12 protein-coding genes are annotated in these 10,760 nt (G+C 70.1%); 8 read left to right on the plus strand and 4 right to left on the minus strand.

Annotated elements, in window-relative coordinates:
* Nucleotides 1–650 precede the first annotated feature (650 nt).
* The 3 genes from CIB93_RS18855 to CIB93_RS18865 all read left to right on the plus strand — a co-directional run bounded on the left by CIB93_RS18855 (nt 651) and on the right by CIB93_RS18865 (nt 2,844).
* Nucleotides 651–1,796 (plus strand): GAF domain-containing sensor histidine kinase, encoded by a 1,146-nt coding sequence (locus CIB93_RS18855; protein ID WP_096628231.1) that lies wholly within the window; start codon nt 651–653, stop codon nt 1,794–1,796.
* A complete protein-coding gene (locus CIB93_RS18860) occupies nt 1,789–2,433 on the plus strand; it encodes a response regulator transcription factor (RefSeq protein WP_096628233.1) in 645 nt (214 codons plus the stop codon). The genes CIB93_RS18855 and CIB93_RS18860 overlap by 8 nt, the downstream gene beginning before the upstream one ends.
* Before the next feature lie 159 nt (nt 2,434–2,592).
* Nucleotides 2,593–2,844 (plus strand): chaplin, encoded by a 252-nt coding sequence (locus CIB93_RS18865; RefSeq protein ID WP_096628235.1) that lies wholly within the window; start codon nt 2,593–2,595, stop codon nt 2,842–2,844.
* Between the two features lie 258 nt (nt 2,845–3,102).
* Here the strand turns inward: CIB93_RS18865 and CIB93_RS18870 are convergent, their stop codons facing one another.
* On the minus strand, nt 3,103–3,894 hold the full coding sequence (locus CIB93_RS18870; protein WP_096628236.1) for a hypothetical protein: 792 nt from the start codon (nt 3,892–3,894) through the stop codon (nt 3,103–3,105).
* A 145-nt stretch (nt 3,895–4,039) separates the two neighbouring features.
* On the opposite strand from CIB93_RS18870, the gene CIB93_RS18875 reads away from it, so the two are divergent.
* The 4 genes from CIB93_RS18875 to CIB93_RS18890 all read left to right on the plus strand — a co-directional run bounded on the left by CIB93_RS18875 (nt 4,040) and on the right by CIB93_RS18890 (nt 7,311).
* Complete coding sequence (locus tag CIB93_RS18875) at nt 4,040–4,837, plus strand: ABC transporter ATP-binding protein (RefSeq protein WP_096628238.1); 798 nt, start codon at nt 4,040–4,042, stop codon at nt 4,835–4,837.
* Between the two features lie 121 nt (nt 4,838–4,958).
* Nucleotides 4,959–5,387 (plus strand): NfeD family protein, encoded by a 429-nt coding sequence (locus CIB93_RS18880; protein WP_096628240.1) that lies wholly within the window; start codon nt 4,959–4,961, stop codon nt 5,385–5,387.
* Between the two features lie 97 nt (nt 5,388–5,484).
* Nucleotides 5,485–6,459 (plus strand): SPFH domain-containing protein, encoded by a 975-nt coding sequence (locus tag CIB93_RS18885; protein WP_096628242.1) that lies wholly within the window; start codon nt 5,485–5,487, stop codon nt 6,457–6,459.
* A gap of 84 nt (nt 6,460–6,543) precedes the next feature.
* On the plus strand, nt 6,544–7,311 hold the full coding sequence (locus CIB93_RS18890) for a sulfite exporter TauE/SafE family protein (protein ID WP_096628255.1): 768 nt from the start codon (nt 6,544–6,546) through the stop codon (nt 7,309–7,311).
* Between the two features lie 99 nt (nt 7,312–7,410).
* Here the strand turns inward: CIB93_RS18890 and CIB93_RS18895 are convergent, their stop codons facing one another.
* The 3 genes from CIB93_RS18895 to CIB93_RS18905 all read right to left on the minus strand — a co-directional run bounded on the left by CIB93_RS18895 (nt 7,411) and on the right by CIB93_RS18905 (nt 9,484).
* The gene (locus CIB93_RS18895; RefSeq protein ID WP_096628244.1) at nt 7,411–7,920 is read right to left on the minus strand and encodes an HNH endonuclease; all 510 of its coding nucleotides are present in this window, start codon (nt 7,918–7,920) and stop codon (nt 7,411–7,413) included.
* Between the two features lie 138 nt (nt 7,921–8,058).
* Nucleotides 8,059–8,595, minus strand: a complete 537-nt coding sequence (locus CIB93_RS18900) for a YbhB/YbcL family Raf kinase inhibitor-like protein (protein WP_096628246.1) — start codon at nt 8,593–8,595, stop codon at nt 8,059–8,061.
* A 106-nt stretch (nt 8,596–8,701) separates the two neighbouring features.
* The gene (locus CIB93_RS18905) at nt 8,702–9,484 is read right to left on the minus strand and encodes a sporulation protein (RefSeq protein WP_096628248.1); all 783 of its coding nucleotides are present in this window, start codon (nt 9,482–9,484) and stop codon (nt 8,702–8,704) included.
* 87 nt (nt 9,485–9,571) lie between these two features.
* Here CIB93_RS18905 and CIB93_RS18910 point away from each other — a divergent pair, with 87 nt between their 5' ends.
* Nucleotides 9,572–10,225 (plus strand): DNA-3-methyladenine glycosylase, encoded by a 654-nt coding sequence (locus CIB93_RS18910; RefSeq protein ID WP_096628250.1) that lies wholly within the window; start codon nt 9,572–9,574, stop codon nt 10,223–10,225.
* Nucleotides 10,226–10,760: the final 535 nt, after the last annotated feature.

Below are 10,760 nucleotides of genomic sequence, written 5' to 3' on the forward strand. Positions count from 1 at the left end.
GAACTCGCGCCAGAGGTGCCGCCCCTGGAGCGCCGCCAAGCAGGGGTGCGTGGGAAACGGTCAGCGGGAGCGGACCGTCCGGCAGGGCTGGCCGTGGCTCGGCGCGATGCCCCAGCTCAGGGCCAGGCAGGACGCCGACGCGGGCGGGCGTGTGTGCCGTCGCTCCGGTCCGCGCCTGGTGACAGCCGACTCGCTTCCGCGCCCAGCTCCCGCGCTGTGTCCTCCCGTACTTCGGCGTGCTCCCGCGCTGTGTCCTCCCGAACCCCGGCGTCCCGTGCGTCGAGCACCAGATCCCGGCTTCCGCGCCGCCGGCGCCCCGGCCGGCGTGCTCCCCAGCCCCTTCGAACCGCCCGTGATCACCGCCACCGGCATCGTGACCGTCTTCTCCGTTCGCTCCTCGGCGTCCGCCGGGAGGACCCCGGCGGCTTCACCGCAGGAAGCGCGCCGCCCGCCGCGCCTCGCCCGCGAGCTGCACCCGCACCCGTACCCGGCACGTCGACGCAGGCCCCGGGCAGCCACGGCCCATGGGGTCCTCAAGTCCTAGGACCTTCGCCCGAGGAGACCGGTGGCCCGAGCCCTACGCCTACCGCCCGTCCGTCACCGCCCCCCGCCCGATACGGCCGCGCGGCCCCCGCCGGTACGGTGATCCCATGAGTCATCGCCCACCGTCGGGCCTCGCCGCGGTGAGTGCCGCGCTGCTCGCCATGAGCCGGCACCTCGAAGTGGGCGACGTCCTCAAGACGATCGTCGCCTCCGCCCGCGAACTGCTCGACGCCCAGTACGCGGCCCTCGGCGTCCCGGACGACCACGGGGGCTTCGCCCAGTTCGTGGTCGACGGGGTCAGCGACGAGCAGTGGAAGGCCATCGGCCCCCTGCCCCGGCAGCACGGCATCCTCGCCGCGATGCTGCACCAGGCGAAGCCCGAACGCCTCGCCGACGTCCGCGAGGACCCCCGCTTCGAGGGCTGGCCCGACGCCCACCCCGACATGTCCGACTTCCTCGGCCTGCCCATCACGGACGGCGACGAGATCATCGGCGCCCTGTTCCTCGCCAACAAGCAGTGCCCCAAGCCCGACGGCGGCTGCGGCTTCACCGCCGAGGACGAGGAACTCCTCTCGATCCTCGCCCAGCACGCGGCCATCGCCCTGACCAACGCCCGCCTCTACGAGCGCAGCCGCGAGCTGACCATCGCCGAGGAACGCTCTCGCCTCGCCCACGAGCTGCACGACGCGGTCAGCCAGAAGCTGTTCTCGCTCCGCCTCACCGCCCAGGCCGCCACCGCCCTCGTCGACCGCGACCCGGCCCGCGCCAAGGGCGAGCTCCAGCAGGTCGCCGTCCTCGCCGCCGAAGCGGTCGACGAGCTACGGGCCGCCGTCGTGGAGCTGCGCCCCGCCGCGCTCGACGAGGACGGGCTCATCGCCACACTCCGCACCCAGGTCCAGGTCCTGGACCGGGCGCACACCGCCGAGGTCGCCTTCGAGAGCCGCGGGGTGCGCGCGCTGCCCGCCGCCCAGGAGGAGGCGCTGCTCCGGGTCGCCCAGGAGGCCCTGCACAACGCCCTGCGTCACTCCGGCGCGGAGCGAGTGAGCGTCACCCTGGCCCGGCACGGCCCCGCGACCGTCCTGCGCGTCACCGACGACGGCCGGGGGTTCGACCCCACCGCTGTCCGGCGGGCGGGCCGCCACCTCGGCCTCGTCTCCATGCGCCACCGGGCGAGCAGCGTCGGCGGCCGACTCACCGTTGCCTCGGAGCCCGGCAAGGGCGCCACGATCGAGATGGAGGTCCCCGGTGGCTGACAAGATCATCAGGGTGCTGCTGGTCGACGACCACCAGGTGGTCCGCCGTGGCCTGCGTACGTTCCTGGAGATCCAGGACGACATAGAGGTCGTCGGGGAGGCGTCCGACGGCGCGGAGGGAGTCGCCCGGACCGAGGAGCTCCGCCCCGACGTGGTCCTGATGGACATCAAGATGCCGGGCACCGACGGCATCGAGGCCCTGCGTCGGCTGCGCGAGCTCGACAACCCGGCCAAGGTCCTCATCGTCACGAGCTTCACCGAACAGCGCACGGTGGTCCCCGCACTGCGCGCCGGAGCCTCCGGTTACGTCTACAAGGACGTCGACCCGGACGCCCTGGCCGGGGCGATCCGCTCGGTCCACGCGGGTCACGTCCTTCTCCAGCCGGAGGTCGCCGGCGCGCTCCTCGCCGACGACAACACGGGCACCGGGACGGGCCGGGGGAGCACCCTGACCGAACGGGAGCGCGAAGTCCTCAGCCTCATTGCGGACGGGCGTTCGAACCGCGAGATCGCTCGCGCACTCGTCCTCTCCGAGAAGACGGTCAAGACCCACGTCTCGAACATCCTGATGAAGCTCGATCTGGCGGACCGGACCCAGGCCGCGCTGTGGGCGGTACGCCACGGAGCCGCGGGCTGAAGCCCGCCGGGCGGCCGACGGCCCGACCGGGTTCCCACCCGGACCGAGATTCATACTGTCGGGTGTATGTCACCCGTACGGCGTATCCTTCCGGGCCGCACGGCGTTCTCCATGGCGTGCTGCGGCGGCCTGCCGCAGCCTCTCTAGGAGGAACCTGAAGTGAAGAACCTGAAGAAGGCCGCTGCCGTCACGATGATCGCCGGCGGGCTCATCGCCGCCGGTGCCGGTGCTGCCTCCGCCACGGTCCACAGCGGCGCCGACGCCCAGGGCCTGGCCACCCACTCCCCGGGCGTCGCCAGCGGCAACCTGGCCCAGGTCCCGGTCGCCATCCCGGTCAACGTGGTCGGCAACACCGTCAACGTGGTCGGCCTGCTCAACCCGGCCTTCGGCAACCTCGGCCTGAACCACTGACCCAAGCTCCACCCCCGAAAGCCGGACGCCCTTCCATCCCCAAGGGCCCGTCCGGCTTTCGCCGTACCGCCCCTCGACCCACCCCAGCCGTCCCGGTACCCGCTCCACCTGGTGCCACGGGTTCGGCACCCCGCTCCAGCCCGTCCCTCGTTCGAGGACGGAACCCCGCCCCCGAGCGCAACGGGCGGCCAGCCCAACCGCGCCCCAGGCCGTCCGGCGCATGAGGACAGGGGGCGCAGAGGGCAAACGCCCGCGGGCCTACCGCCGAACCTCCCCGCCCTCCACATACGCGTTGTACGCCGCCACCTGAGCCCGCCGAGCCACCCGCTCCACCGGCCGCAACGCCTCCCCCCGCGCCGCGATCTCCGACGCGCTCACCGCACCGCCGTGCCCGTTCTCGTACGCCACCGAGACCAGCAGCCCCACCCGCTGCGCCATCTCCAGCACCCGCGCAGCCCGCGGCGGATACCCGGGCGCCAGCACATCGCGCACCCGCCCCCGCTCCGTTCGCGCCCGGTACGCGTCCACCGCCGCCTCCGCCACCGGCCCGGACCCGGCCACGTCCAGCCGGGAGAGCACCGCCGTCGCATCCCGCAACGCCTCGGCCAGCTCCCGCTCCGCCTCGCCCAGCGACGGGACATCCGCCGGCGGCGCCTCCCGTACCGGCAGCACCCGCCACACCACCTCGACGTGCAGGTCCCCCTCCGGCCCCACTTCGCTCACCTCCGGCACCAGCCCGTACGGCACCCCGTACGCGACCACCGCCTCCTCCGCCTCCAGCGCACGCGCATTGAAGTCGGGCGGACCGCTCAGCCCCAGCGGATGCCCCGGCGCCGGCAGTGCGACACGGAAACCGGTCGCCCCCAGCCCCCGCAACCGGCCGAGCGCCAGCGTGAGCCCGACCGGACCCGCCTCACCCGGCAGCCCCTCGACGCGGTGCACCGCGTCCTCCCCGACAATCGCGAGGGCGGCTTCGTCCGGCGAGACGAGTCCCGCGAGAAGCGCGTTTCCCCAGGCGGCCAACAACCCTGAACGTGGTTCGACAAGCATGGAGACAGCCTAGGGAACGCCCGGCCGATGCATGGGGTACGGACCTCACGCCCGGACCGCTCGCGCGGTGGCGTAGGTTTTCCCTGGGAGCCGTGCCCACCGGCACGCGACGATCGACGAGACTGCATGGGGAGACAACGCGCTCATGAGCGATGTACTGGAGCTGGTGGACGTATCCGTGGTCCGCGACGGACGCGCTCTGGTGGACGACGTCTCCTGGTCGGTCAAGGAGGGGGAGCGCTGGGTCATCCTGGGCCCCAACGGGGCCGGCAAGACGACCCTCCTCAACCTCGCGTCCAGCTACCTCTTCCCCAGCAGGGGAACGGCCACCGTCCTCGGTGAGCAGCTGGGCGGCGTCGGCACCGACGTCTTCGAGCTGCGCCCCCGGATCGGCATGGCGGGCATCGCGATGGCCGACAAGCTGCCCAAGCGCCAGACCGTGCTGCAGACGGTCCTCACCGCCGCGTACGGCATGACCGCCACCTGGCACGAGAACTACGAGGCCGTCGACGAGGAGCGCGCCCGCGCCTTCCTGGACCGCCTCGGCATGACCGAGTACCTGGACCGCAAGTTCGGCACGCTCTCCGAAGGAGAGCGCAAGCGCACGCTCATCGCCCGCGCCATGATGACCGACCCCGAGCTGCTGCTCCTCGACGAGCCCGCCGCCGGACTCGACCTCGGCGGCCGCGAGGACCTCGTCCGCCGCCTCGGCCGCCTCGCCCGCGACCCGTTCGCCCCCTCCATGATCATGGTGACCCACCATGTCGAGGAGATCGCACCCGGGTTCACCCACGTCCTGATGATCCGCCAGGGCAAGATCCTCGCGGCGGGTCCGATGGAGACCGAGCTCAGCTCCCGCAACCTCTCGCGCTGCTTCGGCCTGCCGCTCATCGTCGAGCACACCGGCGACCGTTACACCGCCCACGGCCTCCCCCTGACCTGAGTACCTGATCACCCCGTAACCCGCTCCACCCACCCCGCCCAGCCCACCCGGCCACCGCCTCACCGCAGTTGGCCACCCGTGCGCCCTGTCGGTGACGGTCCGACAGTCCTACGATGACCATGTGGATATCGACGCATGGGTGTGGTGGCTGATCGGCGCGGTGGGACTGGGTATTCCCCTCGTCCTGACCGCGATGCCCGAATTCGGCATGTTCGCCGTCGGAGCGTTGGCCTCATCGGTCATCGCCGCCCTCGGGGGCGCAGTCGTCGCCCAGGTGCTGGTCTTCGTCGTGGTGTCGGTCGCACTGATCGCCGTCGTGCGCCCGATCGCCGCGAGACACCGGGCCGGACAGGCCGGTCAGGCAAGCGGCATCGACGCCCTGAAGGGGCGTCAGGCAGTCGTGCTGGAACGGGTATCCGGCTCCGGCGGCCGCATCAAGCTCGCCGGCGAGGTCTGGTCGGCCCGCTCGCTCGATGACGAACAGGTCTTCGAACCCGGCCGCCAGGTCGATGTCGTCGACATCGACGGGGCGACGGCCGTCGTCATGTGACCGAGCTGCCATGTGACCGAACGACCCACGAGGCGGCCCGAGTTCTGCGAGACTCGAAGTCGATCATGTTGATCAACCGAAGGACACGAGAGACACGATGCAACCGATCATCATCGTCCTGATCATTCTGGTGGTGCTCGTCTTCATCGCCCTGATCAAGACGATCCAGGTCATCCCGCAGGCCAGTGCCGCCATCGTGGAGCGCTTCGGCCGCTACACCCGCACCCTGAACGCGGGCCTGAACATCGTCGTCCCGTTCATCGACTCGATCCGCAACCGGATCGACCTCCGTGAACAGGTCGTGCCCTTCCCGCCGCAGCCGGTGATCACCCAGGACAACCTGGTCGTCAACATCGACACCGTCATCTACTACCAGGTGACCGACGCACGAGCGGCCACCTACGAAGTCGCCAGCTACATCCAGGCGATCGAGCAGCTCACCGTCACCACCCTCCGCAACATCATCGGCGGCATGGACCTGGAGCGCACCCTCACCTCCCGCGAGGAGATCAACGCCGCCCTGCGCGGCGTCCTCGACGAGGCGACCGGCAAGTGGGGCATCCGCGTCAACCGCGTCGAGCTCAAGGCGATCGAGCCGCCGACCTCCATCCAGGACTCGATGGAGAAGCAGATGCGCGCCGACCGCGACAAGCGCGCCGCGATCCTCACCGCCGAGGGCATCCGGCAGTCCCAGATCCTCACCGCCGAAGGCGAGAAGCAGTCCGCGATCCTGCGCGCCGAAGGCGAGGCCAAGGCCGCCGCCCTGCGCGCCGAAGGTGAAGCCCAGGCCATCCGGACGGTGTTCGAGTCCATCCACGCCGGAGACCCGGACCAGAAGCTGCTCTCGTACCAGTACCTCCAGATGCTCCCGAAGATCGCCGAGGGCGACGCCAACAAGCTGTGGATCGTGCCCAGCGAGATCGGCGACGCTCTCAAGGGCCTCAGCGGAGCCTTCGGGAACCTCGGCGGCGGCATGCCCGGCTTCAACACCGGCGGCAACGGAAGCAACGGCGGCAACGGCAACTCCGGTGCCCCCGCGGTGGAACGACGCGAAGAACCCCCGGTCCACTGACACCCCGACCCCTTCGTGCATGATCAGTGAGGCCCCTCGACCTTCATGGCGGGGAGGCGTCACTGACCATCGAAGGAGATGGCCTTGTCCATCTGGGAAATACTCGCGGTCTTCGCGGCCGGAGTCGGTGCGGGCACGATCAACACGATCGTCGGCTCGGGCACCCTGATCACCTTCCCCGTCCTGCTCGCCACCGGCCTCCCGCCGGTCACCGCGACCGTGTCCAACGCACTGGGCCTCATCCCCGGCTCCATCAGCGGAGCCATCGGCTACCGCAAGGAACTGGCCGGGCAACGCCGACGCGTCCTCAAACTGAGCGTCGGCGCGGCCGTCGGCGGCCTCACCGGGGCGACCCTCCTGCTCGCCCTGCCCTCGACTGCCTTTGAGACGATCGTCCCGGTCCTGGTCGCGCTCGCCCTGGTCCTGGTGATCCTGCAACCCCGCATCAGCAAAGCCGTACAGCGCAGCCGCGAACACACCGGCACCACCGCTCGCCCCGACGGCGGCCCGCTCCTCTTCGTCGGACTGATGCTCGCCAGCGTCTACGGCGGCTACTTCACCGCCGCCCAGGGGATCATCTACCTCTCCCTGATGGGCATGCTGCTCGACGACACCATGCAGCGCCTCAACGCCGTCAAGAACGTCCTGGCCGCCGTCGTCAACAGCATCGCCGCGCTGTTCTTCCTCTTCGTCGCGCACTTCGACTGGACGGCCGTCCTCCTGATCGCCGTCGGCTCGGCCATCGGCGGCCAGATAGGCGCCAAGGTCGGCCGCCGCCTCAGCCCCACCGTCCTGCGCGCCCTCATCGTCGCCGTCGGCACGGTGGCCATCGTCCAGCTGCTGCTCCGCTGACATACGTGGGCCCGCCCACAGGGACGGGCCCACACCAACCGCACACGGCGTACGTCGACCACGCCACGGCCCCACGCAGCCGCGCGGAACCTCCGCGCGCTACGCCACCGCTGCCCGGTCCAGCCACTCGGGAAGTGCCGCCCGGTCACCTGCGCCCATCGCCAGCAGCATCGCCTCGGCGGGGGAGGGGACGAACGGCTGCTTCAGCAGCGGCATCCCCGCCTGCTGCGGCGTCCGGGCCGCCTTGCGGTGGTTGTCCTCGGCGCAGGAGGCCACCGTGTTCAGCCAGGTGTCCTGCCCGCCCTGGGCACGCGGCACCACATGGTCGACGGTGGACGCCCGCCGCCCGCAGTACGCGCACCGGTACTGGTCCCGTACGAGCACGCCCCTCCTGGACCACGGGGCCTGTCTTCGGAACGGCACCCGCACATACCGGCAGAGCCTGATCACCCGGGGCGCCGGAATATCCACGGCGGCACCACGCATACGGAGCTCGGGATGCGACTGCTCGACGACGGCCTTGTCCGTCAGGATCAGGACCACCGCACGGTTGAGCGTCACTGTCGACAGCGGCTCGAAGCTCGCATTGAGAACCAGCGTGTCACGCATCCTGCCCACCTCCCGTGTGCCGCCCGCCCCCTGGCAGGCCCGGATCAACTCTGGCTGGGCAGGCCGCGATGGACAACGCAATAAAAAATGCCCTGCTCTGATCTCTCCAAGACCAGAGCAGGGCAAACAGCAAACGAACTAATCGCTGACAGGAGCCTCGTACTCACCGATCAGCTGAGCACGCCCCAGCGTGTGGAACCGGAGGTTGAACCCGACCACGGCGGGCGACGCGTCACTGTCGATCCCGAGCTTCTCGGTGTCCACCGCGTACACGGTGAACACATAGCGGTGGTTCTCCCCGGCCGGCGGCGCGGCACCGCCGAAGTCCTTCGACCCGTAGTCGTTACGGGCCTGCACGGCCCCCTCCGGCAGCCCCGCGAACGCCCCGCTGCCCGCACCGGCCGGCAACTCGGTCACCGACGCCGGAATGTCGAAGAGCACCCAGTGCCAGAATCCGCTCCCCGTCGGCGCGTCCGGGTCGAAACACGTCACGGCGAAGCTCTTGGTGCCCTCCGGGAACCCGTCCCACCGCAGCTGCGGCGAAGTGTTCCCGGCCGCAAGCACCTGAGCGTCACCCAGCACGGCCCCCGGCGCGAGATCGTCGCTCACCAAGGTGAACGCCGGAACCTCCGGATGGAAATCGTGCGGCAGCGGGGCCCTCTTCGGCTCGGTCACGTCTCGTACCTCTCCTGATCGGCTCGTCTGCCGGCGAGCGGCTCCCCAGCCGCCCGCCGCGCAGGTCTTCGGCAGGTTTCCCCACCCGACCCTAGGGCCTTTCGACCTAGAGCCAGTTGCGCTGACCGCCGACCTGGGCCAGCCACTGGTTGAGGTACGCCGCCCAGTCCGTCCGGTGGTAGTCGTGCAGCCCCACCTGGAACGCGCGGTAGGAGTCGCTGCCCTGGCTGAACAGCCCCGGCTTCTTGTCCATCTCCAGAACGACGTCCATCTCACGGTCGTCGGCGACGAACGTCAGCTCCACCTGGTTCAGCCCGCGGTACTGCGTCGGCGGAACGAACTCGATCTCCTGGTAGAACGGCAGCCGCTGACGCGTACCGCGGATGTGACCCCGTTCCATGTCCGCGCTGCGGAAGCCGAAGCCCAGCTGGCCGAAGGCGTTCAGGATGGCCTCCTGTGCCGGCAGCGGGTGCACGTTGATCGGGTCCAGGTCACCGGAGTCCAGCGCGCGGGCGATCTCCAGCTCGGTGGTCACCCCGATGTTCATCCCGCGCAGCTGCTGGCCGCCGAACATCGTGACCGGCGTCTCCCAGGGAATCTCCAGGCCGAACGGCACCACGTGCACCGCGCCCGCCTGGACCTCGAAGGCCCCGCCGAGCTGAAGCTTGGTGAACTCGATGTCCTGCTTGGTCTCCTGGTCCCCGCTCTCGACCTCGACCCGCGCCTGGAGCCCGACATTGAGCCCCTCGATCTGCTGCGGCACCGATCCGCCCTGAATGCGGACCTCGCCCTGGACGACCCCACCGGGGACGACGTTCACCTCGGTGAGCTCGGTCTCCACCGACGCGCCACCGGCACCCATGCTCGCGAGCAGCCGCTTGAAGCCCATAGTCACTCCTTCTTGGTCCTGACCCCTACATACGCGCCACGACCGTAGCCGGTTCCCGTGCGGGCGATCCCAGTACCCTCGGACCCCATGACCACGAGCCCCGACCGCGCACCCCTCACACGCGACTTCTTCGACCGCTGCGTCCTGGAGGTCGCCCCCGACCTCCTGGGCCGCACCCTGGTCCGGCACAGCGCGGGGGGCACGATCGAGCTGCGCCTGACCGAGGTGGAGGCGTACGCCGGTGAGGTCGACCCGGGCTCGCACGCCTACCGCGGCCGCACCCCCCGTAACAGCGTGATGTTCGGCCCGCCCGGTCATACGTACGTCTACTTCACGTACGGGATGTGGCACTGCCTCAACCTGGTCTGCGGTCCGGAAGGCCGGGCGAGCGGGGTCCTGCTCCGGGCGGGCGCGATCGACGTCGGCGTCGGCCTCGCCCGCGAGCGGCGCGTCTCGGCCCGCAGCGACGACGAACTGGCCAAAGGCCCCGCCCGCCTGGCCACCGCCCTCGACATCGACCGAGAGCTGAACGGCAGCGACCTCTTCGACGGCCCCGCCCCCGCCCTGTCCGTACTGCACGGCACCCCGCCACCCCATGACCTGGTACGCAGCGGCCCCCGCACGGGCGTAGGCGGCGACGGGGCCCACCAGCCCTGGCGCTTCTGGATCGACGGAGACCCCACGGTGAGCCCGTACCGCGCCCACGCGCCACGCCATCGGGCGAGCCGCAGGACAACTTGACGCACCCTCGGCGGACGCCTAATGTAGTCCGAGCCGCTTGACACGGGTACAGCTGTCGGCACGGTCCATCGGACCGGACCGAGCCACTCGAAGCGGCCACACCACTACCTACGACTCACCCTGGCGGGTGCGAATTCGGCATGCCCGTAATTCGCTCGACAGGCTCGATTATGAGCTGCCAAGGGAATCGGCTAACGTAGTGAACACGCCGAAAGGCAAAGGCCCTCCACAGGCCACCGGAAATCGAATTCGGACCGGAAACGGAACGGAAAAGAGTCTGGTAAAGTTGGAACCGCCGGAAAGGGAAAACGCGAAAGCGAAGGACCTCGAAAGCAACCCGCTTCGACCGGGAATCGGACACGAAAGAGTCTGATAGAGTCGGAAACGCAAGAACGAAGGGAAGCGCCCGGAGGGCGCCGGTGAAACGGGACCGAAGGAAGCGTCCGTTCCTTGAGAACTCAACAGCGTGCCAAAAGTCAACGCCAGATATGTTGATACCCCGGCCTGCACCTGGTGCAGGTTGGAGGTTCCTTTG

Origin of the sequence: Streptomyces sp. WZ.A104 (assembly GCF_002382885.1) — a bacterium.
In the GTDB taxonomy this organism is placed as follows: domain Bacteria; phylum Actinomycetota; class Actinomycetes; order Streptomycetales; family Streptomycetaceae; genus Streptomyces.

What these genes read in the sequence shown, in the direction of transcription:
- CIB93_RS18855 (WP_096628231.1), top strand. Translation starts at nt 651, where the DNA reads ATGAGTCATCGCCCACCGTCGGGCCTCGCCGCGGTGAGTGCCGCGCTG.
- CIB93_RS18870 (WP_096628236.1), bottom strand. Translation starts at nt 3,894, where the DNA reads ATGCTTGTCGAACCACGTTCAGGGTTGTTGGCCGCCTGGGGAAACGCG.
- CIB93_RS18875 (WP_096628238.1), top strand. Translation starts at nt 4,040, where the DNA reads ATGAGCGATGTACTGGAGCTGGTGGACGTATCCGTGGTCCGCGACGGA.
- CIB93_RS18885 (WP_096628242.1), top strand. Translation starts at nt 5,485, where the DNA reads ATGCAACCGATCATCATCGTCCTGATCATTCTGGTGGTGCTCGTCTTC.
- CIB93_RS18895 (WP_096628244.1), bottom strand. Translation starts at nt 7,920, where the DNA reads ATGCGTGACACGCTGGTTCTCAATGCGAGCTTCGAGCCGCTGTCGACA.
- CIB93_RS18905 (WP_096628248.1), bottom strand. Translation starts at nt 9,484, where the DNA reads ATGGGCTTCAAGCGGCTGCTCGCGAGCATGGGTGCCGGTGGCGCGTCG.
- CIB93_RS18910 (WP_096628250.1), top strand. Translation starts at nt 9,572, where the DNA reads ATGACCACGAGCCCCGACCGCGCACCCCTCACACGCGACTTCTTCGAC.